This is a genomic window from Pseudomonas sp. AC252 (genome assembly GCF_979258105.1).
On the sequence record NZ_OZ409837.1, the window covers coordinates 2,781,480 to 2,806,391 of the forward strand.

Annotated in this window: 24 protein-coding genes and 2 tRNA genes; 22 read left to right on the forward strand and 4 right to left on the reverse strand. The window is 58.6% G+C overall.

Going from position 1 to position 24,912, the window contains the following annotated elements:
• Positions 1-193: 193 nt before the first annotated feature.
• Complete coding sequence (locus tag ACZZZ4_RS12640; protein ID WP_016771775.1) at positions 194-961, forward strand: FCD domain-containing protein; 768 nt, start codon at positions 194-196, stop codon at positions 959-961.
• A gap of 135 nt (positions 962-1,096) precedes the next feature.
• Here the strand turns inward: ACZZZ4_RS12640 and smpB are convergent, their stop codons facing one another.
• A complete protein-coding gene (gene smpB / locus ACZZZ4_RS12645) occupies positions 1,097-1,579 on the reverse strand; it encodes an SsrA-binding protein SmpB (protein WP_007953781.1) in 483 nt (160 codons plus the stop codon).
• 119 nt (positions 1,580-1,698) lie between these two features.
• Between smpB and ACZZZ4_RS12650 the strand changes: the two genes are divergently transcribed.
• From ACZZZ4_RS12650 to ACZZZ4_RS12660, 3 genes are read left to right on the forward strand one after another with little or no spacing between them, the layout of a single operon-like run.
• Positions 1,699-3,102 carry a sodium-dependent transporter gene (locus tag ACZZZ4_RS12650; protein WP_463547960.1) on the forward strand — a complete coding sequence of 468 codons (1,404 nt, stop codon included), beginning with the start codon at positions 1,699-1,701 and terminating at the stop codon, positions 3,100-3,102.
• A gap of 7 nt (positions 3,103-3,109) precedes the next feature.
• Positions 3,110-3,544, forward strand: a complete 435-nt coding sequence (locus ACZZZ4_RS12655) for a type II toxin-antitoxin system RatA family toxin (protein WP_463547961.1) — start codon at positions 3,110-3,112, stop codon at positions 3,542-3,544.
• Positions 3,537-3,851 (forward strand): RnfH family protein, encoded by a 315-nt coding sequence (locus tag ACZZZ4_RS12660; RefSeq protein ID WP_463547962.1) that lies wholly within the window; start codon positions 3,537-3,539, stop codon positions 3,849-3,851. Before ACZZZ4_RS12655 ends, ACZZZ4_RS12660 begins: the two co-directional genes overlap by 8 nt.
• Positions 3,852-3,912: 61 nt before the next feature.
• Here ACZZZ4_RS12660 and ACZZZ4_RS12665 read toward each other — a convergent pair whose 3' ends face one another.
• Positions 3,913-4,440, reverse strand: coding sequence for an outer membrane protein assembly factor BamE (locus ACZZZ4_RS12665; protein WP_039759575.1), 528 nt, complete (start codon positions 4,438-4,440; stop codon positions 3,913-3,915).
• Positions 4,441-4,537: 97 nt separating this feature from the next.
• Here ACZZZ4_RS12665 and fur point away from each other — a divergent pair, with 97 nt between their 5' ends.
• Positions 4,538-4,942, forward strand: a complete 405-nt coding sequence (gene fur / locus ACZZZ4_RS12670; RefSeq protein WP_016771770.1) for a ferric iron uptake transcriptional regulator — start codon at positions 4,538-4,540, stop codon at positions 4,940-4,942.
• A 76-nt stretch (positions 4,943-5,018) separates the two neighbouring features.
• Here the strand turns inward: fur and recN are convergent, their stop codons facing one another.
• The gene (recN, locus tag ACZZZ4_RS12675; protein WP_463547963.1) at positions 5,019-6,692 is read right to left on the reverse strand and encodes a DNA repair protein RecN; all 1,674 of its coding nucleotides are present in this window, start codon (positions 6,690-6,692) and stop codon (positions 5,019-5,021) included.
• A 240-nt stretch (positions 6,693-6,932) separates the two neighbouring features.
• On the opposite strand from recN, the gene grpE reads away from it, so the two are divergent.
• The 8 genes from grpE (at position 6,933) to ACZZZ4_RS12715 (ending at position 17,406) form a co-directional block, all read left to right on the forward strand.
• A complete protein-coding gene (gene grpE / locus ACZZZ4_RS12680; protein ID WP_039759570.1) occupies positions 6,933-7,499 on the forward strand; it encodes a nucleotide exchange factor GrpE in 567 nt (188 codons plus the stop codon).
• Between the two features lie 102 nt (positions 7,500-7,601).
• Positions 7,602-9,518, forward strand: a complete 1,917-nt coding sequence (gene dnaK / locus ACZZZ4_RS12685) for a molecular chaperone DnaK (RefSeq protein ID WP_310408124.1) — start codon at positions 7,602-7,604, stop codon at positions 9,516-9,518.
• A gap of 297 nt (positions 9,519-9,815) precedes the next feature.
• The gene (gene dnaJ, locus ACZZZ4_RS12690; RefSeq protein WP_415763664.1) at positions 9,816-10,940 is read left to right on the forward strand and encodes a molecular chaperone DnaJ; all 1,125 of its coding nucleotides are present in this window, start codon (positions 9,816-9,818) and stop codon (positions 10,938-10,940) included.
• Between the two features lie 9 nt (positions 10,941-10,949).
• Positions 10,950-11,753, forward strand: a complete 804-nt coding sequence (gene dapB, locus ACZZZ4_RS12695) for a 4-hydroxy-tetrahydrodipicolinate reductase (protein WP_463537503.1) — start codon at positions 10,950-10,952, stop codon at positions 11,751-11,753.
• 258 nt (positions 11,754-12,011) lie between these two features.
• Positions 12,012-13,148 (forward strand): glutamine-hydrolyzing carbamoyl-phosphate synthase small subunit, encoded by a 1,137-nt coding sequence (carA, locus tag ACZZZ4_RS12700; protein WP_463547964.1) that lies wholly within the window; start codon positions 12,012-12,014, stop codon positions 13,146-13,148.
• Between the two features lie 124 nt (positions 13,149-13,272).
• The gene (gene carB / locus ACZZZ4_RS12705; RefSeq protein WP_016771764.1) at positions 13,273-16,494 is read left to right on the forward strand and encodes a carbamoyl-phosphate synthase large subunit; all 3,222 of its coding nucleotides are present in this window, start codon (positions 13,273-13,275) and stop codon (positions 16,492-16,494) included.
• A 2-nt stretch (positions 16,495-16,496) separates the two neighbouring features.
• Positions 16,497-16,973 carry a transcription elongation factor GreA gene (greA, locus tag ACZZZ4_RS12710; RefSeq protein ID WP_038861135.1) on the forward strand — a complete coding sequence of 159 codons (477 nt, stop codon included), beginning with the start codon at positions 16,497-16,499 and terminating at the stop codon, positions 16,971-16,973.
• A 28-nt stretch (positions 16,974-17,001) separates the two neighbouring features.
• Positions 17,002-17,406 carry a hypothetical protein gene (locus ACZZZ4_RS12715; protein WP_016771762.1) on the forward strand — a complete coding sequence of 135 codons (405 nt, stop codon included), beginning with the start codon at positions 17,002-17,004 and terminating at the stop codon, positions 17,404-17,406.
• A gap of 9 nt (positions 17,407-17,415) precedes the next feature.
• Here ACZZZ4_RS12715 and ACZZZ4_RS12720 read toward each other — a convergent pair whose 3' ends face one another.
• Positions 17,416-17,724, reverse strand: coding sequence for a YhbY family RNA-binding protein (locus tag ACZZZ4_RS12720; RefSeq protein ID WP_463547965.1), 309 nt, complete (start codon positions 17,722-17,724; stop codon positions 17,416-17,418).
• Between the two features lie 101 nt (positions 17,725-17,825).
• Here ACZZZ4_RS12720 and rlmE point away from each other — a divergent pair, with 101 nt between their 5' ends.
• The 9 genes from rlmE (at position 17,826) to rimP (ending at position 24,868) form a co-directional block, all read left to right on the forward strand.
• The gene (rlmE, locus tag ACZZZ4_RS12725) at positions 17,826-18,455 is read left to right on the forward strand and encodes a 23S rRNA (uridine(2552)-2'-O)-methyltransferase RlmE (RefSeq protein WP_016771760.1); all 630 of its coding nucleotides are present in this window, start codon (positions 17,826-17,828) and stop codon (positions 18,453-18,455) included.
• Between the two features lie 202 nt (positions 18,456-18,657).
• Positions 18,658-20,565: an ATP-dependent zinc metalloprotease FtsH gene (gene ftsH / locus ACZZZ4_RS12730; RefSeq protein ID WP_016771759.1), complete on the forward strand. Its 1,908-nt coding sequence runs from the start codon at positions 18,658-18,660 to the stop codon at positions 20,563-20,565.
• Positions 20,566-20,573: 8 nt separating this feature from the next.
• A complete protein-coding gene (gene folP / locus ACZZZ4_RS12735; RefSeq protein ID WP_415763662.1) occupies positions 20,574-21,425 on the forward strand; it encodes a dihydropteroate synthase in 852 nt (283 codons plus the stop codon).
• A 16-nt stretch (positions 21,426-21,441) separates the two neighbouring features.
• Complete coding sequence (gene glmM, locus ACZZZ4_RS12740) at positions 21,442-22,779, forward strand: phosphoglucosamine mutase (RefSeq protein ID WP_130000120.1); 1,338 nt, start codon at positions 21,442-21,444, stop codon at positions 22,777-22,779.
• Between the two features lie 65 nt (positions 22,780-22,844).
• Positions 22,845-23,600: a triose-phosphate isomerase gene (gene tpiA / locus ACZZZ4_RS12745; RefSeq protein ID WP_310408104.1), complete on the forward strand. Its 756-nt coding sequence runs from the start codon at positions 22,845-22,847 to the stop codon at positions 23,598-23,600.
• 4 nt (positions 23,601-23,604) lie between these two features.
• A complete protein-coding gene (gene secG / locus ACZZZ4_RS12750; protein ID WP_016771756.1) occupies positions 23,605-23,988 on the forward strand; it encodes a preprotein translocase subunit SecG in 384 nt (127 codons plus the stop codon).
• 22 nt (positions 23,989-24,010) lie between these two features.
• Positions 24,011-24,096, forward strand: a tRNA-Leu gene (locus ACZZZ4_RS12755).
• A 97-nt stretch (positions 24,097-24,193) separates the two neighbouring features.
• Positions 24,194-24,270: transfer RNA gene (locus ACZZZ4_RS12760), tRNA-Met, on the forward strand.
• A gap of 139 nt (positions 24,271-24,409) precedes the next feature.
• On the forward strand, positions 24,410-24,868 hold the full coding sequence (gene rimP / locus ACZZZ4_RS12765) for a ribosome maturation factor RimP (RefSeq protein ID WP_007973115.1): 459 nt from the start codon (positions 24,410-24,412) through the stop codon (positions 24,866-24,868).
• Positions 24,869-24,912: the final 44 nt, after the last annotated feature.

Below are 24,912 nucleotides of genomic sequence, written 5' to 3' on the forward strand. Positions count from 1 at the left end.
ACAAGCGCTGTCGGCTAGGGTAAAAGCCTTGGTGGCGGTGTGTCAATTTGCCGCCCTGAATCTTTCGTCGAAGATGCGGTGCAGGGGGCAACTGATCCGCTTTGGCGAACTGGCGTCTGGCAGGTGTCGGCGGCGCGCGGATAGGCCAGAATAGACACCCCGGCGAGCGGTCGGGATCGTGGAGAAATGAGTTATGGGCTTTGATCAGATACGTCAGCGCCGTTTGTCTGACGATATTGTCGAGCGCCTCGAAGGGATGATCCTTGAGGGCACGCTGAAGTCGGGCGAGCGGCTTCCCGCTGAGCGCACGCTGGCCGAACAATTTGGCGTATCACGTCCATCGTTGCGCGAGGCGATTCAGAAACTCGCGGCCAAAGGTTTGTTGGTCAGTCGCCAGGGCGGCGGTAATTATGTGGTGGAAGGCCTTGGTTCAACGTTCAGCGATCCACTGCTTCAACTACTTGAGAGCAATCCCGAAGCGCAGCGTGATTTGCTCGAATTCCGCCACACCCTGGAGGCATCGTGCGCCTACTACGCCGCATTGCGCGCTACCGATGTTGATCGTGAGCGCCTGACTGCTGCGTTCGAAGAGCTGCAGGATTGCTACTCGCGCCATGAAGAAGTCAGCCGGGCGGAAGAGGGCGCGGCGGATGCGAAGTTTCACCTGGCGATTGCCGAGGCCAGCCATAACGCCGTCTTGCTGCACACGATTCGCGGCTTGTTCGACCTGCTCAAGCGCAACGTCGTCACCAATATCGGCGGCATGTACAAGCAGCGTACGGAAACCCGCGACATGCTGATCTCGCAGCATCGGGAATTGTATCTGGCGATTATCGAAGGGCGTGCGGAGCAGGCGCGGGAAGTGTCCAGCCGACATATTCTGTATGTGCAGGAAGTGCTGGAAGAGGTGCGTCAGGAGGTGCAGCGCATGGCTCGGGCGGAGCGGCGCAAGGGGATGTAGTCAGTTAGTTCTGCAAACGATCGCTCCCACGCTCTGCGTGGGAATACAGCAATGGACGCTCTGCGTCCGCGTTGTGACGCGGAGCGTCACGGGATGCATTCCCACGCAGAGCGTGGGAACGATCAGGGTGGAAAACTAATCTTCCTTGCCCTTGTTGCGCACCGCTCGCTGCAGTTCACGCCCGGCATCGCGCTCGCGTTCGGTGTCGCGCTTGTCGTATTCCTTCTTGCCCTTGCCCAGAGCGATTTCGCACTTGACCATGTGCTTGCTCCAGTACCAGGACAGGCAGACGCAGGCGTAACCCTTCTGCTGCACGGCGGCGGCGAGCTTGTCCAGCTCGCGGCGGTTGAGCAGCAGTTTGCGTGTGCGCACCGGGTCGGCGATGACGTGAGTGCTTGCGGTCATCAACGGCGTGATGTGGCTGCCGAGCAACCATGCTTCGCCGTCCTTGAGCAGCACATAGCTGTCGACCAGCTGCAACTTGCTCGCCCGCAGACTTTTTACTTCCCAGCCGGCCAGGACCAGACCAGCCTCGAACTTGTGCTCGATGAAGTAATCGTGTCGCGCCTTTTTGTTCTGCGCGATGGTCCCTGTTGGGTGTTTCTTCTGTTTAGCCATAGGGGCGGCATTATATGGAGTTGTTCGGCTGTCGGCTACGGTGTTGCTGCGTGCTTGAGCAGGTTGAGTGAATCCCGGACAATGCGGCCTCTTTTTCTAACGCTTGGGCGTGATAAACGATGTCGACAGACAAGGTTTCTGTCCACGGCAGTTGGGCTAGCCGCTGGGTATTCATACTCGCCGCGACCGGTTCGGCCGTGGGACTGGGTAGTATCTGGAAGTTCCCCTACATGGTCGGGGTCTACGGCGGCGGCGCCTTTGTGCTGATGTTCCTGGCGTTTATTGCGCTCATCGGTGTCCCGGTCATGCTCGCGGAAACCCTGATCGGCCGGCGCGCCCGGCAAAGTCCGGCGAACGCCTTGAAGGTGCTGGCGCTGGAGGCGGGACACTCGGCGAAATGGTCGTGGGGCGCGTTTGCCGGAATGATCACGGCCCTGCTGATCCTGTCTTTTTATAGCGTGGTCGGCGGCTGGTCGCTGGACTACATCGTCGACATGGGCCGTGGCGATTTTCAGGGCGCCACGGCCGATCAGGTCGGCGCCTATTTCGGCAATGTCATCTCCAATCCATGGCGCCTGACACTTTGGCACACGATTTTCATGCTGCTGTCGGCCTTCGTCATCGCCAAAGGCGTAGTCGCCGGGCTTGAACGCAGCCTGCGGATCATGATGCCGCTGCTGTTCGTGATGATTCTGGTGCTTCTGGGTTACAGCATGACCACCGGGCATTTCATGGAAGGCGTGCATTTCATGTTCGACTTCCACCCGGAAAAAGTCCTCGACGGCCTGCTGCCGGCGATGGGGCACGCGTTCTTCTCGCTGAGCGTCGGCGTCGGTTCGATCATGATCTACGGCGCTTACATGCCGAAGAACACCTCGCTGTCGGGCACGGTGGTCGGTGTTGCGCTGCTGGATACTTTCGTATCGCTGGTCGCCGGTCTGGCACTGTTTCCGATTGTGTTCGCTGCTGGCCTGAACCCAAGCGAAGGTCCGGGACTGATGTTCGTCAGCCTGCCGTTTGCTTTTGGTAATGTCTTTTTCGGCCAGTTGATGGGCGTGGTGTTCTTTGTGCTGGTCGCGGTGGCTGCCTGGAGTTCGGCTATTTCCCTGCTCGAACCGATGGTGGCTTACCTGGTTGAACGCACTAAAATCAGCCGCATCTGGGTGACTTTCTGGCTGGCGTTCACCTGCTGGTTTGTCGGTCTGGGTACAGTGTTTTCTTTCAATATCTGGAAGGAAGCCAAGTTTTTCGTGAACGAAGGCGGGGCGTTCAGCCTCTATCAATGGGGTGCGCAGAGCGGTCTCGACTTCTTCGGCGTGATCGATTTCTTCACCTCGCGGATCATGTTGCCCCTCGGTGGCTTGTGTTTCGTGCTGTTCGCGGGATGGGTGATGGGGCGTGAAGCGGTGCGGGATGAATTGTCCATCCGTAACCCGGTTCTGTTTGCCCTGTCCCTGTTCTTGATGCGCTACGTGGCGCCTATCGGCATTCTTGTAGTCTTTGCCGCTCAGCTCTGGAAGTAACGCTTACATGACGACACATATCCAACGATCCGCGCTCCTGCCGTACCCGGCGCAGTTTCTCTACGAACTGGTCAACGACGTCGCGCGTTACCCGGAGTTTCTGCCGTGGTGCTCGGAGGCTGAAGTGCTGGAAAGCTCGGCGGAACATATGCGCGCCAGCGTCGGCGTGGCCAAGGGCGGCCTCAGTCAGCATTTCGTCACGCGCAATACGCTGGTGCCGGGGCAGTCGATCGAGATGAACCTTGAAGAAGGCCCGTTCACTCAGTTGCACGGCATCTGGGTATTCAAGGCGCTGAACGAAAAGGCCTGCAAGATCAGTCTGGATCTGTCGTTCGATTACGCCGGGCCGTTGGTGCGCGCTACGTTGGGCCCGCTGTTCAATCAGGCGGCTAACCAGTTGGTGGATGCTTTTTGCCAGCGCGCCAAGCAGATGCATGGTTGAGCCGGTGATCGAGATAGAAGTTGTGTACGCGGCGGTTGATCGCCAGGTTCTGCGTGCGATCAGCGTCGCTGAAGGCGTCAGCGTTCGGGCGGCGGTGCACGCATCGGGCATCGCGGCCGAGTTTCCTGAGCTGGATCTGGCGGAGTGCCCGCTGGGGATTTTTGGCAAGGTCGTGGCTGACGCCGATTCTCGCGCTGTGCAGGCGGGCGATCGCATCGAAATTTATCGACCGCTGCTGGCGGATCCCAAAGAAGTTCGACGCTTGCGTGCGGCCAAGGCTGCTGAGGCGAAAGCGCGGAATATTTGATCAGGCCAAACGGCAGGCAATAAAAAACCCGGAATGTCCGGGTTTTTTATTGCCTCGCCTATTACTGCGGCGAGGTGTCCAGCGGCTCTGGTGTCGGAACCGGTACGGTTTCCACACCATCGACGTCCTTCTGGATCTGATCCAGCAAGGAGCCTGGTTTGGCTGGCTTTTCAGCTTCTGGCTTGTCGGTGTTTTCAGCAGGCGCGGTCACGTTCGTGCCGCTGTCCTTGCCGAGAATGGCTTCGTCACGGCTCACGCCGGGCATGAAGTCACCGGACAGGCTGACAAGCTGGTCATTGGAATTGAAGATAACGCTGATTCGTTCCTGCTGGCGTTCACCGCCACCCGGTTGCAGGCTGTACAGATAATCCCAGCGATCGGCATGGAACGTGTCGGCAAGCAGAGGGTTGCCCATGATAAACCGTACTTGCGGCCGGGTCATTCCCGGGCGTAACTGGTCTATCATGTCCTGCGTGACGACATTGCCCTGCTGGATGTCGATTTTGTAAACCCCGGGGAATGAACAACCGGCGAGTGCGAGCAGTCCCACAAAGGTGAAACTGGTTAGCAAGAGCTTGGTGTTTTGCATCGGTGGGCGACTTCCACTATCTTGGCTGGGACAACGTAAACGCCGATCATACCCGCATTAAGAGAAGCTGCGAAGCAGCATCGCGAGAAAGCTGACCATGGTTGAAAATAGCGAACTACGCAAAGCCGGCCTCAAAGTGACCCTGCCACGGGTCAAGATCCTGCAAATGCTCGACTCTACCGAGCAGCGCCACATGAGTGCCGAAGACGTCTACAAGGCGTTGATGGAAGCTGGTGAGGACGTCGGTCTGGCCACGGTTTACCGTGTTCTGACCCAGTTCGAAGCGGCCGGCCTCGTGGTCCGCCACAACTTCGACGGCGGCCACGCGGTCTTCGAACTGGCTGACGGTGGCCACCACGACCATATGGTCAACGTGGAATCGGGTGAAGTGATCGAATTCTTCGACGAAGAAATCGAAAAACTTCAGAAGTCGATCGTCGAGAAGCATGGCTTCGAGATGGTTGATCACAACCTGGTGCTGTACGTACGCAAGAAAAAGTAAGCATGTCGCGCGAATTTCACATTCGCGAAATGAACGAAGGCGACCCAAGGGTCGCCTTCGTGCTTTCTACTCTTTATTAAGCCTTGGCAGTCACCACCATTTTTTTCGCGTGAGCCAGGGATTCCTTGGTCAGGTCGATACCGCCGAGCATGCGTGCGACTTCTTCGATGCGCTCGTTCTTTGTGAGCTTGGCGACGGCGGTGTGAGTCGCCTTCTCGTCGCGGACCTTGTGCACGAACAGATGCTGATGCCCCTGCGCCGCCACTTGCGGCAGGTGCGTCACGGTCAAGACTTGGCCGCGATCACCGAGACGGCGCAGTAACTGGCCGACAATCTCGGCAGTCGGACCACCAATGCCTACGTCCACTTCGTCGAACACCAGCGTCGGCACACGAGATGTCTGTGCGGTAATCACCTGAATCGCCAAACTGATCCGCGACAGCTCACCACCGGAGGCGACTTTTGCCAGCGCCTTGAGCGGTTGGCCGGGGTTGGCGCTGACCAGCAGTTCAACCTGTTCCAGCCCGTTCGGCAGCAACTCGTCGCTGCTGTTGGCTTTCAGTTCGATGGTGAAGCGACCACCCGGCATGCCCAGGCGCTGGATTTCCTGCTCCACCGCGCTGGCGAGGCTGCCGGCGGCTTGATGACGAAGGTCGCTCAGCTCGCGCGCTTTCTCTTGATAGTGACGGGCGTAGGAAGCCAGTTCTTCACCCAAGCGCTCGATGGATTCATCATTGGCGTTGAGGGTTTCGATTTCATCCAGCAGCTTCTGCTGCATCTCGCCGACTTCGGTGGGCTGGATCCGGTGTTTGCGCGCCAACGTGTAGATCGCGTCGAGACGCTCTTCCAGATATTGCAGGCGAGCCGGGTCGGCATCGAAGTTATCAAGGAAGCGGTTGAGCTCGCCGACCGCTTCTTCCACCTGAATCTGTGCGCTGGTCAGCAGGCTGCTGGCTTCACCCAGCGCCCCCACCGAGCTGTTCACGCTGGAAAGTCGATTGAGGCTGGCGGTCAGCGCATTCAGCACATTGCCTGAATCGCTTTCGCTGCACTGCTCGACCACTTGCCGGCAAATGCCCAGCAAGGTCTCGGCGTTGGTCAGGTTCTTGTGTTCCTGTTCCAACTGCTCGAGTTCGTTTTCGCCGAGGCCGAGGTTTTCCAGTTCTTCGAGCTGATAGCTGAGCAGTTGATGACGTGCGCGCTGTTCGTCGCCGGAGTTGGAGAGCCGCTCCAGTTCCTGGCGAGTCTGGCGCCAGCGCTGTGCGGCCAGTTGCACCTGACGGGCCAGATCAGTCGCGCCGGCGTACTCGTCGAGCAGGCGGCGATGGGTGTCGGTTTTCAGCAGTGACTGATGTTCATGCTGGCTGTGGATATCGATCAGCAGCTCACCGAGGGCTTTGAGGTCGCTAAGCGGGCAGGGCGTGCCGTTGATATAGCCGCGCGAACGACCTTCCGAAGTGATGACCCGGCGCAGGATGCACGGCCCGTCGTGTTCCAGGTCGCGCTCGGCCAGCCAGGCGCTGGCTTCAGGGATATCAGCGAGATCGAAGGTGGCAAGAATGTCGGCTTTGTCAGCGCCTGGGCGAACCACGCCGCTGTCGGCGCGATCGCCCAGCGTCAGGCCCAGGGCGTCGAGCATGATCGACTTGCCGGCGCCGGTTTCCCCTGTGATCACGCTCATCCCGCGATCGAGTTCAAGATCGAGATGTTCAACGATGGCGTAGTTGTGTACGGACAGGTGCACCAGCATAAAGGCCGCTCCCAGGCTTGAGGTCTGGTTATTTATACAGTGTTTTGTTCAGGCCTGACAATGCTCTCGCTTAGCTCGATTTGCTTGATAGAAGCGTTTTCTTAGCGCATTCAAGAATGAGTATTCAGCACTTTTTGGTAGGGACAATTGTTTTCAGCCCTTGAAGCCTGATTTTGCGGCCCCATATATCGGGGCAGAAGCGCGAGTCAGGCTCGCGGACGAAATTGAAAGGAGAATTCTATGGCTGACGAACAGACAGTAGATACGCAAAACCCAGATGCCAATCAGGCGCCCGAAGGTTCGGGTGACGACCTGGCGACCCGTGTGCAAGTGCTCGAAGAGCAATTGGCCGCCGCGCAGGATCAGTCTCTGCGTGTTGCTGCCGATCTGCAGAACGTTCGCCGCCGGGCCGAGCAGGACGTCGAGAAGGCGCACAAGTTTGCCCTTGAGAAATTTGCCAGCGACCTGTTGCCGATCGTCGACAGCCTGGAGCGCGGCCTCGAGCTGTCGAGCCCGGACGACGAAAGCATCCGTCCGATGCGCGAAGGCATCGAACTGACCCTGAAAATGTTCCACGACACCCTCAAGCGCTACCAGCTTGAAGCGATCGATCCGCATGGCGAACCGTTCAACGCCGTTCACCATCAGGCGATGGCCATGCAGGAAAGTGCTGACGTCGAGCCGAACAGCGTGTTGAAGGTTTTCCAGAAGGGCTACCAGCTCAATGGTCGCCTGCTGCGCCCGGCGATGGTCGTGGTCAGCAAGGCGCCGGCACCGGTTTCGCCTTCGATTGACGAGCAGGCTTGAAATTAGCCGCAAGGCCCCCATTTAGAAGTCAAGCGTTTAAGTGCTACCGCAGTCAGCCACCACTGCTGCGGCAACAAAATCCAAAGTTTCGGGAGAGTGAACATGGGCAAAATTATCGGTATCGACCTGGGGACTACCAACTCCTGCGTCTCCGTGCTGGAAAACGGCAAAGCCAAAGTTATTGAAAACGCTGAAGGCGCGCGCACCACGCCGTCGATCATCGCTTACGCCAATGATGGCGAAATTCTGGTAGGTCAGTCGGCCAAGCGTCAGGCTGTCACCAACCCGCACAACACCCTGTACGCGGTAAAGCGTCTGATCGGTCGTCGTTTCGACGAAGAAGTTGTGCAGAAAGACATCCAGATGGTCCCTTACAAGATCGTCAAGGCTGACAACAATGACGCCTGGGTAGAAGTGAACGGCCAGAAAATGGCACCGCCACAAATCTCGGCTGAAATTCTGAAGAAGATGAAGAAGACCGCCGAAGACTACCTCGGCGAGGCAGTCACCGAAGCGGTGATCACCGTTCCGGCCTACTTCAACGACAGCCAGCGTCAGGCTACCAAAGACGCCGGCCGCATCGCTGGTCTGGACGTAAAACGTATCATCAACGAACCAACCGCAGCTGCTCTGGCTTACGGTATGGACAAGGCCAAGGGCGATCACACCGTGATCGTTTATGACCTGGGTGGCGGTACCTTCGACGTATCCGTTATCGAAATCGCTGAAGTTGACGGCGAGCACCAGTTCGAAGTGTTGGCCACCAACGGTGACACCTTCCTCGGCGGTGAAGACTTTGACATTCGTCTGATCGACTACCTCGTTGACGAATTCAAGAAAGAAAGCGGCATGAACCTCAAAGGTGACCCGCTGGCGATGCAGCGCCTGAAAGAAGCCGCTGAGAAAGCCAAGATCGAGCTGTCGTCCGCTCAGTCGACCGACGTCAACCTGCCGTACATCACTGCAGACGCGACCGGTCCTAAGCACCTGAACGTGAAAATCTCGCGTGCCAAGCTCGAAGCACTGGTTGAAGACCTGGTTCAGCGCACCATCGAACCTTGCCGCATTGCCATGAAAGACGCCGGTATCGACGTCGGCGCGATCAATGACGTGATTCTGGTCGGTGGTCAGACTCGTATGCCGCTGGTACAGAAGCTGGTTACCGATTTCTTCGGTAAAGAAGCGCGTAAAGACGTTAACCCGGACGAAGCTGTTGCCATGGGTGCTGCGATTCAGGGCGCTGTTCTGGCCGGTGACGTGAAAGACGTGCTGCTGCTCGACGTCAGCCCGCTGACCCTGGGTATCGAAACCATGGGTGGCGTGATGACTGCGCTGATCGAGAAAAACACCACGATTCCTACCAAGAAATCGCAAGTGTTCTCGACCGCCGACGACAACCAGGGCGCTGTGACCATTCACGTTCTGCAGGGCGAGCGCAAGCAAGCCGCACAGAACAAATCGCTGGGCAAGTTCGACCTGGCCGACATTCCACCAGCTCCACGTGGCGTGCCGCAGATCGAAGTGACCTTCGACATCGACGCCAACGGCATCCTGCACGTCGGCGCGAAAGACAAGGCTACCGGCAAGACCCAGTCGATCGTGATCAAGGCCAACTCTGGTCTGTCCGACGAAGAAATCGAGCGCATGGTGCGTGACGCCGAGGCGAATGCCGAGGAAGACCGCAAGTTCGAAGAGCTGGCCGCTGCCCGTAACCAGGGTGATGCACTGGTGCACTCGACTCGCAAGATGATCGCTGACGCGGGCGACAAGGTCACCGCCGAAGAGAAGACTGCAATCGAAGCTGCTGTGGTTGCCCTGGAAGCCGCCGTCAAGGGCGACGACAAGGCTGCCATCGAAGCCAAGGTTGAAGAGCTGTCGAAAGTCTCCGCTCCGGTTGCTCAGAAGATGTACGCCGAACAGGCTCAGCCAGCTGATGGCGCAGCCCCGCAAGGCGAATCGGCTGAGAAGGCTGACGACGTTGTCGATGCCGAGTTCGAAGAAGTCAAAGACCACAAGTAAGTTGTTGGTCGCCCGGTTGACTGCCTTGCGGCGGTGACTGGTAGGATGTCGCCGCGCGGGAGCTTGCCTCCCGCGTTGGCGTATCTGGAATACGCGAATTTTTACAGCATGCGAAAGCGTTCGGATGCTGGCGGTATGGCCGGGAATGCTCCTGCTTTTCGCGCCGCAGATACCGCATCAATCAAGACCAGGATCGTTGAATTGACGTGAGTTGGGTCCGGGCCTTAATGGGGGCTCAACGAGTTTGGCGAGGCTCAGGAGGGGTTTGCCGAACGTCCTTAAGAGTGCAAAGAACTTATGGCAAAGCGTGACTATTACGAAGTATTGGGTGTCGAGCGAGGCGCAAGCGAAGCGGACCTGAAGAAGGCCTATCGTCGTCTGGCCATGAAGCACCACCCGGACCGTAATCCCGATGACAAAGCATCGGAAGAGTTGTTCAAAGAGGCCAACGAGGCTTACGAAGTACTGTCCGACTCCAGCAAGCGCGTGGCATACGACCAGTACGGTCATGCCGGCGTGGATCCGAGCATGGGCGGCGGCGGTGCCGGTTTCGGTGGCCAGAACTTCTCGGACATCTTCGGCGATGTCTTCAGTGACTTCTTCGGCGGCGGTCGCGGCGGTTCCCGTGGCGGCGCTCAGCGTGGCAGCGATCTGCGCTACACCCTGGAGCTGAATCTGGAAGAAGCGGTGCGCGGCACGTCGGTGAATATCCGCGTGCCGACACTGGTCAACTGCAAGCCGTGCGATGGTTCCGGCGCCAAGAAAGGCTCTTCGCCGACGACGTGCCCGACCTGCGGCGGCATCGGCCAGGTACGCATGCAACAGGGCTTCTTCTCAGTGCAGCAGACCTGCCCGCGCTGCCATGGCCAGGGCAAGATCATTTCCGATCCGTGCGACTCCTGCCACGGCGACGGTCGCGTCGAAGAGTACAAAACCCTGTCGGTCAAAGTACCGGCCGGTGTCGATACGGGCGACCGCATTCGTCTGTCCGGCGAAGGCGAGGCGGGTACCCAGGGCGGGCCGACTGGCGACCTGTACGTTGTGATCAATGTGCGCGAACACGACATCTTCCAGCGTGACGGCAAGCATCTGTTCTGCGAAGTGCCGATCAGCTTCGTCGACGCTGCACTGGGCGGCGAGCTGGAAATTCCGACCCTCGACGGTCGCGTCAAACTGAAAATCCCTGAAGGCACGCAGACCGGCAAGCAATTCCGCGTACGCGGCAAAGGCGTTGCGCCAGTGCGTGGTGGTGGTGCCGGTGACCTGATGTGCCGTGTCGCTGTGGAAACGCCGGTCAATCTCAACCGTCGTCAGCGTGAACTGCTGGAAGAATTCCGCAGCTCCCTGGCCGACGACAACAGCCACTCGCCGAAAACCACCGGTTGGTTCGACGGTGTGAAGCGTTTCTTCGGCGATTTGTAAGGAGTCGGCATGCGACGTATTGCAGTGATGGGCGCCGCCGGGCGCATGGGCAAGACCCTGATCGAGGCGGTGCAGCAGACGCCGGGCGCTGGTCTGACGGCGGCGGTTGATCGTCCGGACAGCACGCTGGTCGGCGCGGACGCCGGTGAGCTGGCAGCGCTGGGCCGAATCGGCGTGCCGCTGTCTGGTGATCTGGATCGTGTGGTTGAAGAGTTCGATGTGCTGATCGACTTCACCCATCCGACCGTGACCCTGAAAAACCTCGCGTTCTGCCGCAAACACGGCAAAGCGATGATCATCGGCACCACCGGTTTCAGTGTTGAAGAGAAGCAATTGCTGGCCGAGGCGGGGAGGGACATTCCGATCGTCTTCGCCGCCAACTTCAGCGTCGGCGTCAACCTCTGCCTGAAATTGCTCGACACCGCTGCGCGCGTGCTGGGCGACGATGTCGATATCGAGATCATGGAGGCCCATCACCGCCACAAGGTCGATGCTCCATCCGGTACCGCGGTGCGCATGGGTGAAGTGATTGCCGATGCCTTGGGGCGTGATCTGAAGAAGGTCGCGGTTTACGGCCGTGAAGGCCAGACCGGGGCGCGTGAGCGTGAAACCATTGGTTTCGCCACCGTGCGTGCTGGCGACATCGTTGGTGATCACACCGTTCTGTTCGCTGCCGATGGCGAGCGCGTCGAGATTACTCACAAGGCTTCTAGCCGCATGACCTTCGCCAAGGGCGCGGTGCGTGCGGCGCTGTGGCTGGATGGTCGCGAGCCGGGCCTGTACGACATGCAGGACGTGCTCGACCTGCGTTGAGCCGTTGCTGAACCCGGCGCAAACGTCCCGTTTTGCGCCGGTTTTTACCGCTTGGCGACGACCTGTCGCATTCTCCGGCCTTTAGGGCTCTTTAGCGGTGGACCAAAAACGCCCTTTTCTGTAAGCTACAGCTTTAGTGTGTCCACTAAAAGCGCGCAGAATAATTTCAGTGAAGAAGCGGGGTGACGTGTCCATACGTCACTCCGCTTTTTTACAACCTGCGATTGCCCTTTCATGCGTTATTTACGGGAGGTCTTCTTGACTAAGCCAGCCATACTCGCCCTTGCTGATGGCAGCATTTTTCGCGGCGAAGCCATTGGAGCCGACGGTCAGACCGTTGGTGAGGTGGTGTTCAACACCGCAATGACCGGCTATCAGGAAATCCTTACCGATCCTTCCTACGCCCAACAGATCGTTACCCTGACTTATCCGCACATCGGCAACACCGGCACCACGCCGGAAGATGCCGAGTCCGACCGCGTCTGGTCCGCTGGCCTGGTCATCCGTGACCTGCCGCTGGTAGCGAGCAACTGGCGTAACACGATGTCCCTGTCCGATTACCTGAAAGCCAACAATGTTGTGGCAATTGCCGGTATCGACACCCGTCGCCTGACCCGCATCCTGCGTGAAAAAGGCGCTCAGAACGGCTGCATCATGGCCGGCGACAACATCTCCGAAGAAGCGGCTATCGCCGCTGCGCAAGGCTTCCCGGGCCTGAAGGGCATGGATCTGGCGAAAGTCGTCAGCACCCAGAAGCAATACGAATGGCGCTCGACTGTCTGGGATCTGAAAACCGACAGCCACGCGACCATCGAAGCCTCCGAACTGCCGTATCACGTGGTGGCCTTTGACTACGGCGTCAAGGTCAACATCCTGCGCATGCTGGTCGAGCGCGGCTGCCGCGTCACCGTGGTGCCTGCCCAGACCCCGGCCGCCGATGTGCTGGCGCTGAAGCCGGACGGCGTGTTCCTGTCCAACGGCCCGGGTGATCCGGAGCCATGCGACTACGCGATCCAGGCGATCAAGGAAGTCCTGGAAACCGAGACGCCGGTATTCGGCATCTGCCTCGGCCACCAGTTGCTGGCTCTGGCCTCCGGCGCCAAGACCGTGAAAATGGGCCACGGCCACCACGGTGCCAACCACCCGGTGCAGGACCTGGACACTGGCGTTGTAATGATCACCAGCCAGAACCACGGTTTTGCGGTCGACGAAGCCACCCTGCCGGGCAACGTGCGCGCGATCCACAAATCGCTGTTCGACGGCACCCTGCAAGGCATCGAGCGCACCGACAAGAGCGCGTTCAGCTTCCGGGGCCACCCTGAAGCGAGCCCGGGCCCGAACGATGTTGCGCCACTGTTCGACCGCTTCATCAACGAGATGGCCAAGCGACGCTAAGCGTTCGCCTTGAGACTGTAGAGAGAAGCCCTCGAGGGCGGCCCCGGCACCGGTGGCCCCTTCGGGACTTCAGAAATCGATCAAGACGGCTTGCCGACTGACCTGCGGATTTGAGTGACAACCCATGCCAAAACGTACAGACATTAAAAGCATCCTGATTCTCGGCGCTGGCCCGATCGTGATCGGCCAGGCCTGTGAATTCGACTACTCCGGCGCCCAGGCCTGCAAAGCCCTGCGCGAAGAGGGTTACCGCGTCATCCTGGTGAACTCCAACCCGGCCACCATCATGACCGACCCGGACATGGCCGACGCCACCTACATCGAGCCGATCAAGTGGCAGACCGTGGCCAAGATCATCGAAAAAGAGCGTCCGGACGCCGTTCTGCCAACCATGGGCGGCCAGACCGCTCTGAACTGCGCCCTGGATCTGGAGCGCGAAGGCGTTCTGGAGAAGTTCGGCGTAGAGATGATCGGTGCCAACGCCGACACCATCGACAAGGCTGAAGACCGTTCGCGTTTCGACAAGGCGATGAAATCCATCGGCCTGGCGTGCCCGCGTTCTGGCATCGCCCACAGCATGGAAGAGGCCAACGCGGTTCTCGAAACCCTCGGTTTCCCGTGCATCATCCGTCCGTCCTTCACCATGGGCGGCACCGGTGGCGGTATCGCTTACAACCGTGAAGAGTTCGAAGAAATCTGCGCCCGCGGTCTGGACCTGTCGCCGACCAAAGAGCTGCTGATCGATGAATCGCTGATCGGCTGGAAAGAATACGAAATGGAAGTTGTCCGCGACAAAAAGGACAACTGCATCATCGTCTGCTCGATCGAAAACTTCGACCCGATGGGCGTGCACACCGGCGACTCGATCACTGTTGCACCGGCACAGACCCTGACCGACAAGGAATACCAGATCCTGCGTAACGCCTCGTTGGCGGTACTGCGCGAGATCGGCGTCGAGACTGGCGGTTCCAACGTGCAGTTCGGCATCTGCCCGAACACCGGCCGTATGGTCGTGATCGAAATGAACCCGCGTGTTTCACGTTCCTCGGCACTGGCTTCGAAAGCCACCGGTTTCCCGATCGCCAAGGTCGCGGCCAAACTGGCTGTGGGTTACACCCTTGATGAACTGTCGAACGACATCACCGGCGGCAAGACCCCGGCGTCCTTCGAGCCGTCGATCGACTACGTCGTCACCAAGCTGCCACGCTTCGCCTTCGAGAAATTCGCCAAGGCTGATGCGCGCCTGACCACGCAAATGAAGTCGGTCGGTGAAGTCATGGCCATTGGCCGGACCTTCCAGGAATCCCTGCAGAAAGCCCTGCGCGGCCTGGAAGTCGGCGTTTGCGGTCTGGACGAGAAGCTCGATCTGAGCAATCCGGACAGCATGAGCGTGCTCAAGCGCGAACTGACCGTGCCGGGCGCCGAGCGTATCTGGTACGTGGCTGACGCCTTCCGCGCCGGTCTGTCGGTCGAAGATATCTTCGGCATGAACATGATTGACCCTTGGTTCCTGGTGCAGATCGAAGACCTGATCAAGGACGAAGAGAAGGTCAAGACCCTCGGTCTGTCCTCGATCGACCGTGATCTGATGTTCAAGCTCAAGCGCAAAGGCTTCTCCGATCAGCGTCTGGCCAAGCTGCTGGGCGTGACCGAGAAAAACCTGCGTACGCACCGTCAGAAGCTGGAAGTGTTCCCGGTCTACAAGCGCGTTGACACCTGCGCCGCCGAATTCGCCACCGACACTGCTTACCTCTACTCGACCTACGAGGAAGAGTGCGAAGCCGCGCCGTCGGGTCGCGACAAGATCATGATCCTGGGCGGCGGTCCGAACCGTATCGGCCAGGGCATCGAGTTCGACTACTGCTGCGTTCACGCTGCTCTCGCTCTGCGCGAAGACGGCTACGAAACCATCATGGTCAACTGCAACCCGGAAACCGTCTCCACCGACTACGACACCTCCGACCGTCTGTACTTCGAACCAGTGACCCTGGAAGACGTGCTGGAAATCTGCCGCGTCGAGAAGCCGAAAGGCGTGATCGTCCAGTACGGCGGCCAGACTCCGCTGAAACTGGCTCGTGCTCTGGAAGCTGCTGGCGTGCCGATCATCGGCACCAGCCCTGACGCCATCGACCGCGCGGAAGACCGCGAGCGCTTCCAGCAAATGGTCGAGCGCCTGAACCTGCGTCAGCCGCCAAACGCCACTGTGCGTAGCGAAGATGAAGCTGTTCGCGCTGCGGCGAAGATCGGTTATCCGCTGGTGGTGCGCCCGTCCTACGTGTTGGGCGGCCGTGCGATGGAAATCGTTTACAAGGAAGACGAACTCAAGCGCTATCTGCGTGACGCGGTGCAAGTGTCCAACGACAGCCCGGTGTTGCTCGACCACTTCCTCAATTGCGCCATCGAAATGGACGTGGATGCGGTTTGCGACGGTAAAGACGTCGTCATCGGCGCGATCATGCAGCACATCGAACAAGCTGGCGTTCACTCCGGTGACTCCGCATGCTCGCTGCCGCCGTACTCGCTGCCGGCGCACATCCAGGACGAGATGCGCGAACAGGTCAAGAAAATGGCTCTGGAACTGGGCGTTGTCGGCCTGATGAACGTGCAGTTGGCCTTGCAGGGCGAAGACATCTACGTCATCGAAGTCAACCCGCGCGCCTCGCGTACCGTACCGTTCGTTTCCAAGTGCATCGGTGTTTCCCTGGCCATGATCGCTGCCCGCGTGATGGCCGGTAAGACCTTGAAGGAAATCGGCTTCACCAAAGAAATCATCCCGAACTTCTACAGCGTTAAAGAAGCGGTGTTCCCGTTCGCCAAGTTCCCTGGCGTTGACCCGATCCTCGGCCCAGAGATGAAGTCGACCGGTGAAGTGATGGGCGTCGGCGACACCTTCGGTGAAGCATTCGCCAAGGCGCAAATGGGCGCCAGCGAAGTGCTGCCGACCGGCGGTACCGCTTTCATCAGCGTGCGCGATGACGACAAGCCACTGGTTGCGGGCGTGGCCCGTGATCTGATCAACTTGGGCTTCGAAGTGGTCGCCACTGCCGGCACTGCCAAGCTGATCGAAGCGGCAGGCCTGAAAGTGCGCCGCGTGAACAAGGTAACCGAGGGTCGTCCGCACGTGGTCGACATGATCAAGAATGACGAAGTCACGCTGATCATCAACACCACCGAAGGTCGTCAGTCGATTGCCGATTCGTACTCCATTCGTCGCAATGCCCTGCAGCACAAGATCTACTGCACCACCACCATCGCTGCGGGCGAAGCGATCTGCGAAGCGCTGAAGTTCGGTCCGGAAAAGACCGTGCGCCGCTTGCAGGATCTACACGCAGGATTGAAGGCATGAGCATAACCAAGTACCCAATGACTGTTCAGGGCGCTCGCGCCCTGGAAGAAGAACATGCTCACCTGACCAAGGTCGTTCGTCCGAAGCTCAGCCAGGACATCGGTACGGCCCGCGAGTTGGGTGACCTGAAGGAAAATGCTGAATACCATGCTGCCCGCGAACAGCAAGGCATGGTCGAAGCGCGTATTCGTGATATCGAAGGCCGGATTCAGAATCAGGTCATCATCGACGTCACGACCATTCCTCACACCGGTAAAGTGATTTTCGGTACCACCGTCGAGATCGCCAACGTCGAGACAGATGAAAGCGTCACTTACCACATCGTGGGTGAGGATGAGGCTGACTTCAAACTCGGCAAGATCTCCGTCGGTTCGCCGCTGGCCCGTGCCTTGATCGGCAAGGAAGAGGGTGACGTCGTCGCCGTCAAAACGCCAAGCGGCGTGATCGAGTACGAGATTGTCGAAGTTCGTCACATCTGAAAGAAGGCGCCCGCTGCATGCGGGCGCCATGCTTTGGCAACTGACCCAGATGCTTTGGGTCGGTGGCCTATGGTTGATTCATATCGGTTTGCAGCCGGCGTTGGGCCAGATCGGACTCGCGCCGCTGTTGATCGACGAAGTCGCCAGTGCATTCGAAGTGCTGGTGGTGGGGTTCGCCGCTTTGTGCGTGATCTTTCAGGCTTTGGTGCTGGTACAGGCCGAGGGCCTTGGCAGTCTATGGCGGGATTTTCGCGGGCAGGTGCTGTTGATGGCGTTGTACGCGTGCGCGATGTATGTCGCCGTGCGTGTCGGCTGGCCGGATGCCCAGCGCTGGCAGGTATTCAGTTATCTGGTACTGGGATTTTCCGGGCTGGTGCTGGTCATGCAGCCGGTGCCGGGATGGAGTGGCAGGGTGCGCGAAGCACACCCTTGACCCTGCGCATCACTTGAAGCGATGAACGTTCGACAGCTGCTTGTTGGCGCTGAAGTTCTTGCGGTAGACCAGAGCCATCTTGCCGATGACCTGGACCAGGTCCGCTTTGCCGACCTTGCACAGCTCGGCGATGTGCGCCAGGCGCGACTCGCGGTCGAGGATATTGAGCTTGATCTTGATCAGCTCGTGATCCGCCAGGGCGCGTTCAAGTTCGGCTAAAACACCTTCAGTCAAACCGTTGTCCGCTACCATCAACACTGGTTTGAGGTGGTGGCCGATGGATTTGTACTGTTTCTTCTGCTCTGGAGTGAGCGGCATAATCTGACCCTTTCGTCTGGATTCTGTAAAATGGCGGCCATTTTACCCGAGGGTTCGTGGATCCGCCCAACTAATCACGACCCTAATCATCGAGGTGCCCAATGGCGCGTTCCAAGACAAGCCTTGGTTGGCTGAAAAGACATGTCAACGATCCTTATGTGAAGCAGGCGCAGAAGGATGGCTACCGCTCGCGTGCGAGTTACAAGCTTCTGGAGATCCAGGAAAAATACAAACTCATCCGCCCGGGCATGAGCGTGGTCGACCTCGGCGCGGCGCCAGGTGGCTGGTCGCAGGTCACCAGTCGGCTGATCGGTGGGCAGGGGCGTCTGATCGCCTCGGACATCCTCGAAATGGACAGCATTCCGGACGTGCATTTTATCCAGGGCGACTTCACTGAGGACTCGGTGCTCGCTGAGATCCTTGAGGCCGTGGGTAATTCGCAGGTGGACCTTGTGATTTCCGATATGGCCCCCAATATGAGTGGTACGCCCGAAGTGGATATGCCCAAGGCCATGTTCCTCTGTGAGCTGGCGCTGGACCTGGCGGAACGGATCCTCAAACCCGGTGGCAATTTCGTCATCAAGATTTTTCAGGGCGAAGGGTTCGATGTTTATCTGAAGGATGCTCGGAAGAAATTCGACAAGATCCAGATGATCAAGCCAGACTCTTCCCGTGGCAGCTCCCGTGAGCAGTACATGCTGGCCTGGGGTTATCGCGGCGGTGATGCGTAAAACGAGGTTTTTCAGCGGGGCGATAGGTTTTTCATATTTCGCTCTGCAGGCATAAGCGAATATTGTGTAGAAAGTGTTTCACAAAGGGTTACAGACGGCGCCTGCCAGAGTTGTAGGTAATGTAGTAAGTTAGGCCGGTGAATATCATGCGAAGCGCGCGCCAGTAGCGGAGCTTGCTTCAGAGGGTAGTTAATTGAACGATATGGCAAAGAATCTGATCCTGTGGTTGATCATCGCGGCAGTCCTGGTGACGGTGATGAACAACTTCTCCAGCCCTAACGAGCCGCAGACCCTCAACTATTCCGACTTCATCCAGCAGGTCAAGGATGGCAAGGTCGAGCGCGTAGCTGTTGACGGCTATGTGATTACCGGCAAGCGCACCGATGGCGACAGCTTCAAGACCATTCGTCCGGCAATTCAGGACAATGGCCTGATCGGCGATCTGGTAGACAATCACGTTGTGGTTGAAGGCAAGCAGCCTGAACAGCAAAGCATCTGGACCCAGCTCCTGGTAGCCAGCTTCCCGATCCTGGTGATCATTGCGGTGTTCATGTTCTTCATGCGCCAGATGCAGGGCGGTGCCGGTGGCAAGGGCGGGCCGATGAGCTTCGGCAAGAGCAAGGCGCGCCTGCTCTCCGAAGATCAGGTGAAAACCACGTTGGCTGACGTTGCCGGTTGCGACGAAGCCAAGGAAGAAGTCGGCGAGCTGGTTGAGTTCCTGCGTGATCCGGGCAAGTTCCAGCGTCTGGGTGGCCGCATCCCGCGCGGTGTGCTGATGGTCGGCCCGCCGGGTACCGGTAAAACCTTGCTGGCCAAGGCGATCGCTGGCGAAGCGAAAGTGCCGTTCTTCACTATTTCCGGTTCCGACTTCGTCGAAATGTTCGTGGGTGTCGGCGCGAGCCGTGTCCGCGATATGTTCGAACAAGCCAAAAAACATGCCCCTTGCATCATCTTCATCGACGAAATCGATGCCGTAGGTCGCCATCGTGGCGCCGGCATGGGTGGCGGTCATGACGAGCGTGAGCAGACTCTCAACCAGTTGCTGGTGGAGATGGACGGCTTCGAAATGAATGACGGCATCATCGTCATTGCTGCAACCAACCGTCCGGACGTACTCGACCCTGCGCTGCTGCGTCCGGGCCGTTTCGACCGTCAAGTGGTGGTTGGCTTGCCAGATATTCGTGGTCGCGAGCAGATTCTTAAAGTGCACATGCGCAAAGTGCCAATGGGCGACGACGTTGCTCCGGCAGTGATCGCACGTGGCACTCCGGGCTTCTCCGGTGCTGACCTGGCCAACCTGGTCAACGAAGCGTCGTTGTTCGCTGCTCGTAGCGGCAAACGCATCGTCGAGATGAAAGAGTTCGAACTGGCCAAAGACAAGATCATGATGGGCGCCGAGCGCAAATCCATGGTCATGTCCGAGAAAGAAAAGCAGAACACTGCTTACCACGAAGCTGGCCACGCCATCGTCGGTCGCGTTGTGCCTGAGCATGATCCGGTCTACAAGGTGTCGATCATCCCGCGCGGTCGTGCGCTGGGTGTGACGATGTTCCTGCCGGAAGAAGATCGCTACAGCCTGTCCAAGCGTGCCCTGATCAGCCAGATCTGCTCGCTGTACGGTGGCCGTATCGCTGAAGAAATGACCCTGGGCTTCGACGGTGTGACCACCGGTGCGTCCAACGACATCATGCGTGCAAGTCAGATTGCCCGGAACATGGTGACCAAGTGGGGCTTGTCGGAAAAACTCGGTCCGCTGATGTATGCCGAAGAAGAGGGTGAAGTGTTCCTCGGTCGTGGCGGTGGTGGTCAGGCTGCGAGCTTCTCCGGTGAGACCGCCAAGCTGATCGACTCCGAAGTGCGCAGCATCATTGATCAGTGCTACGGCACCGCCAAGCAGATTCTCACGGATAACCGTGACAAGCTGGATGCCATGGCTGATGCGCTGATGAAGTACGAAACCATCGATGCCGAGCAGATCGACGACATCATGGCCGGCCGCACACCACGCGAGCCTCGCGACTGGTCGGGTGGCACCGGTACGCCTCCGCCACCTGTCGTGCAGGATGAGCGTCCGGAAAAACCGATTGGCGGTCCGGCTGCTGACGTTTAAGGCTTGAAATGACTTCTGTTCAGTCCCTGACCCGGTTGCCTTGCGGCAACCGGGTTCTTGATTTGGCCCAGACGCATGTCATGGGCATTCTCAATGTCACTCCTGATTCTTTCTCCGATGGTGGTCGCTATAGCCAGCTCGATGCGGCTTTGCGCCACGCCGAAGCCATGGTGTTGGCTGGCGCGACGCTGATCGATGTTGGCGGCGAATCGACCCGGCCGGGTGCGCGTGCGGTTTCTCCTCTGGAGGAGCTCGAGCGCGTCGCGCCGATTGTCGAGCTGATCAATCGCGAGCTGGATGTCATCATCTCGGTCGATACTTCCACCCCGGCAGTCATGCGCGAAACCGCACGGCTCGGTGCTGGCCTGATCAATGATGTGCGTTCGTTGCGTCGCGATGGTGCGCTGGACGCGGCGGCCGCGACAGGGTTGCCGGTCTGTCTCATGCATATGCTCGGCGAACCGGGGGATATGCAGGACAATCCGCGGTATCAGGATGTCACTCGCGAGGTCGGTGAGTTTCTCGCCGAACGCATGGATCAATGCGCGCAGGCGGGCATCCCTGCCGAGCGGATCATTCTCGATCCCGGCTTCGGCTTCGCCAAAACCCTGCAGCACAATCTAAGCTTGTTCAAGCACATGGAGGCCCTGCATGCGCTGGGTCGACCTTTGCTGGTAGGTGTTTCACGCAAGAGTATGATTGGCCACGCTTTGAATCGTCCCGTGGGCGAGCGTCTGCATGGCGGCCTGGCGCTGGCAGCGCTGGCGTCGGTCAAGGGCGCGCGGATATTGCGCGTCCACGATGTGGCGGAAACTGTCGATGTAGTGCGAATGATCGCGGCCGTAGAATCAGCCGAATAAGAATGATGGAGCACTTATGAGCAAGAAATATTTTGGTACCGACGGCATTCGCGGTCGCGTAGGTGAATACCCGATCACGCCTGACTTCATGCTCAAGCTCGGCTGGGCGGCTGGCATGGCTTTCCGCAAGATGGGTGCCTGCAAGGTGCTGGTCGGCAAGGACACGCGGATCTCCGGCTATATGTTCGAATCGGCACTGGAGGCGGGCCTGACCTCGGCGGGTGCCGATGTGATGCTGCTCGGCCCGATGCCGACGCCTGCCATCGCCTATCTGTCGCGCACTTTCCAGGCAGAGGCCGGGATCGTGATCAGTGCATCGCACAATCCGCATGATGACAACGGCATCAAGTTCTTCTCCGGCAAAGGCACCAAGCTGCCGGATGAATTGGAATTGATGATCGAAGAGTTGCTCGATACGCCGATGACCGTCGTCGAGTCGAGCAAGATCGGCAAAGTCTCGCGAATCAATGATGCATCGGGTCGCTACATCGAGTTCTGCAAAAGCAGTGTGCCTACCGGGACCAGTTTCGCCGGTCTGAAAATCGTCATCGATTGTGCGCACGGTGCCACTTATAAGGTTGCACCGAGCGTCTTCCGTGAGCTGGGTGCCGAAGTCGTCGTGCTGTCTGCTCAGCCGAACGGGCTGAACATCAACGATAACTGCGGTTCCACGCACATGGGGCCGTTGCAGGCTGCGGTGCTGGCTGAACATGCCGACCTCGGCATCGCTTTCGATGGCGATGGCGATCGCGTGTTGATGGTCGATCACACCGGCACCATCGTCGATGGTGACGATCTGCTGTTTATCATCGCTCGCGATCTGCACGAGCGCGGAAAACTGCAGGGCGGTGTTGTCGGTACGTTGATGAGCAACCTCGGCCTCGAGCTGGCATTGGCAGATCTGTCGATCCCGTTCGTTCGCGCCAATGTCGGTGACCGCTACGTGATCGCCGAACTCCAGGAGCGCAACTGGCTCATTGGCGGGGAAAATTCCGGGCATGTGGTCTGCTTCAACCACACCACCACGGGGGACGCGATCATCGCCGCCTTGCAGGTGTTGATGGCCCTGAAATCCCGTAACGAAGGTCTTGCACAAACCCGGCAGGCGTTGCGCAAGTGCCCGCAGGTGCTGATCAACGTCCGCTTCGGCGGCGGTGAAAGCCCGCTGGACCATCCGGCTGTCAAGGAGGCCAGTGCCCGTGTCACTCAGGCGATGGCGGGGCGCGGCCGCGTGCTTCTGCGCAAGTCCGGTACAGAGCCTCTGGTGCGCGTCATGGTCGAAGGCGAAGACGAAAACCAGGTTCGCGGCTATGCCGAAGAGCTGGCAAAACTGGTAACTGAAGTTTCTGCCTGATACGGCTTGCAAGCCATGAATGTGTTGGGTAACATCTGCGCCCACTTTGACCGACGAGGTACAGCATGCGTCGCCCTATGGTAGCTGGTAACTGGAAGATGCACGGTACCCGCGCCAGCGTCGCTGAGCTGATCAACGGCCTTCGTCATCTGGCCTTGCCAAGCGGTGTTGATGTCGCGGTGTTCCCGCCTTGCTTGTATATCAATCAAGTGATTGATGGCTTGAAAGGCAAGTCGATTTCGATCGGTGCGCAGAATTCTGCGGTGGAAGCCATGCAAGGTGCGTTGACTGGTGAGATTGCTCCCAGCCAACTGGTGGATGCAGGTTGTTCCCTGGTGCTTGTCGGGCACTCCGAGCGCCGCCAGATTCTCGGCGAGCGAGACGGGATGCTGAATCGCAAGTTCGCAGCGGCACAGGCATGTGGCTTGATTCCGGTGTTGTGTGTAGGGGAGACCCTCGAGCAGCGCGAAGCCGGAAAAACTCTTGAGGTTGTCGGGCGTCAGCTTGGCAGCATCATCGAGGAGCTGGGTGTCGGTGCGTTTGCCAAGGCAGTGATTGCTTACGAGCCGGTCTGGGCCATTGGTACCGGGCTGACTGCAACGCCGCAACAGGCTCAGGATGTGCACAAGGCCATTCGCGAGCAGTTGGCGGCAGAGAATTCTGAAGTCGCACGAGGTGTGCGGCTTCTATACGGCGGCAGCGTGAAGGCGGCCAATGCGGTCGAACTGTTCGGCATGCCGGATATCGATGGGGGGCTCATTGGTGGAGCTTCCCTGAATGCAGATGAGTTCGGTGCGATCTGTCGCGCCGCGGGAAACTGAAAAAATGCTGGAAACAGTCGTAGTCGTTTTTCATCTGCTGGGTGCATTGGGCGTAGTTGCTCTGGTTTTGCTGCAGCAGGGTAAGGGTGCGGACGCTGGCGCGTCTTTCGGAGCAGGTGCTTCAAATACTGTGTTCGGAAGCCAAGGTTCCTCTACCTTTCTTAGTAAGTTTACTGCTATACTTGCCGCCGGTTTCTTCATAACCAGCTTGGGGTTAGGTTACTTTGCTAAAGAGAAGGCTCATCAGCTGACTCAAGCAGGTTTGCCAGATCCAGCAGTGTTGGAAGTTCCTAAGCAACAACCGGCTTCTGATGATGTCCCGGTGCTTCAAGAGCAAAAGTCGGCTACTCCAGCGACTGACGTGCCTCCAGCTCAAGAGCAGAAGTAAGAAGGGTTTCAAACGTAGTATTGCCGAGGTGGTGGAATTGGTAGACACGCAACCTTGAGGTGGTTGTGCCCATAGGGTGTAGGGGTTCGAGTCCCCTTCTCGGTACCAATTAGTCAGGAGAGCCCGCTGTTGCGGGCTTTCTTGCAGGTGGAAGGTTACATTGACCCTAAAAGGGATCGGTCGTATACTTCCGCCCCAGCTTTGTCGCGGGGTGGAGCAGTCTGGTAGCTCGTCGGGCTCATAACCCGAAGGTCGTCGGTTCAAATCCGGCCCCCGCAACCAGTTTAAGGAGCCCCTTTTAAGGGGCTTTTTGTTAGCTGGATACTTTCAACGCCGCTGTTCGACGGCGTTTCAAGGATGGGCGTTATGCCCATTTTTTTATTTTGCAAAGCATGCACATATCATGCACTAGGGGGTTCAGGTGTCGAGCAAGCTAGAAGAGTTGCAGGCCTTGCTGGCCCCGGTGGTCGTGGCCCTGGGCTATGAATGCTGGGGTATCGAGTTTTCGGCTCAGGGTCGTCACTCGATGTTGCGCGTTTATATCGATAAAGAGGGTGGCGTGCTGGTGGACGATTGCGCCATTGTCAGCCGTCAGATCAGCGGTGTTCTGGATGTTGAAGATCCGATCTCCGTTGAATACACCCTTGAAGTTTCCTCGCCTGGCATGGAGCGCCCGCTGTTCACTCTTGAGCAGTTTGCCAAATTTGCCGGTGAACAAGTGAAGATCAAGCTGCGCTCGCCTTTCGAAGGTCGACGCAACTTTCAGGGCCTTCTGCGCGGTGTAGAAGAGCAGGACGTCGTGGTGCAGGTAGAAGACCATGAGTTCCTGTTGCCGATCGATATGATCGACAAGGCCAACATTATTCCCAGTTTTGACTGAGACGCGGATCCCGCGGATCCAATGGCTTGCGAAAGGCGAGGCGT

Excerpts from the sequence above, each read along its gene's own strand:
- ACZZZ4_RS12640 (WP_016771775.1), top strand. The coding sequence starts at position 194 with ATGGGCTTTGATCAGATACGTCAGCGCCGTTTGTCTGACGATATTGTC.
- folP (WP_415763662.1), top strand. The coding sequence starts at position 20,574 with ATGACTTCTGTTCAGTCCCTGACCCGGTTGCCTTGCGGCAACCGGGTT.
- ftsH (WP_016771759.1), top strand. The coding sequence starts at position 18,658 with ATGGCAAAGAATCTGATCCTGTGGTTGATCATCGCGGCAGTCCTGGTG.
- ACZZZ4_RS12665 (WP_039759575.1), bottom strand. The coding sequence starts at position 4,440 with ATGCAAAACACCAAGCTCTTGCTAACCAGTTTCACCTTTGTGGGACTG.
- dnaK (WP_310408124.1), top strand. The coding sequence starts at position 7,602 with ATGGGCAAAATTATCGGTATCGACCTGGGGACTACCAACTCCTGCGTC.
- glmM (WP_130000120.1), top strand. The coding sequence starts at position 21,442 with ATGAGCAAGAAATATTTTGGTACCGACGGCATTCGCGGTCGCGTAGGT.
- ACZZZ4_RS12720 (WP_463547965.1), bottom strand. The coding sequence starts at position 17,724 with ATGCCGCTCACTCCAGAGCAGAAGAAACAGTACAAATCCATCGGCCAC.
- ACZZZ4_RS12660 (WP_463547962.1), top strand. The coding sequence starts at position 3,537 with ATGGTTGAGCCGGTGATCGAGATAGAAGTTGTGTACGCGGCGGTTGAT.
- smpB (WP_007953781.1), bottom strand. The coding sequence starts at position 1,579 with ATGGCTAAACAGAAGAAACACCCAACAGGGACCATCGCGCAGAACAAA.
- grpE (WP_039759570.1), top strand. The coding sequence starts at position 6,933 with ATGGCTGACGAACAGACAGTAGATACGCAAAACCCAGATGCCAATCAG.
- ACZZZ4_RS12655 (WP_463547961.1), top strand. The coding sequence starts at position 3,110 with ATGACGACACATATCCAACGATCCGCGCTCCTGCCGTACCCGGCGCAG.
- ACZZZ4_RS12650 (WP_463547960.1), top strand. The coding sequence starts at position 1,699 with ATGTCGACAGACAAGGTTTCTGTCCACGGCAGTTGGGCTAGCCGCTGG.
- fur (WP_016771770.1), top strand. The coding sequence starts at position 4,538 with ATGGTTGAAAATAGCGAACTACGCAAAGCCGGCCTCAAAGTGACCCTG.
- carB (WP_016771764.1), top strand. The coding sequence starts at position 13,273 with ATGCCAAAACGTACAGACATTAAAAGCATCCTGATTCTCGGCGCTGGC.
- dnaJ (WP_415763664.1), top strand. The coding sequence starts at position 9,816 with ATGGCAAAGCGTGACTATTACGAAGTATTGGGTGTCGAGCGAGGCGCA.
- secG (WP_016771756.1), top strand. The coding sequence starts at position 23,605 with ATGCTGGAAACAGTCGTAGTCGTTTTTCATCTGCTGGGTGCATTGGGC.
- ACZZZ4_RS12715 (WP_016771762.1), top strand. The coding sequence starts at position 17,002 with ATGCTTTGGCAACTGACCCAGATGCTTTGGGTCGGTGGCCTATGGTTG.
- rlmE (WP_016771760.1), top strand. The coding sequence starts at position 17,826 with ATGGCGCGTTCCAAGACAAGCCTTGGTTGGCTGAAAAGACATGTCAAC.
- tpiA (WP_310408104.1), top strand. The coding sequence starts at position 22,845 with ATGCGTCGCCCTATGGTAGCTGGTAACTGGAAGATGCACGGTACCCGC.
- dapB (WP_463537503.1), top strand. The coding sequence starts at position 10,950 with ATGCGACGTATTGCAGTGATGGGCGCCGCCGGGCGCATGGGCAAGACC.
- recN (WP_463547963.1), bottom strand. The coding sequence starts at position 6,692 with ATGCTGGTGCACCTGTCCGTACACAACTACGCCATCGTTGAACATCTC.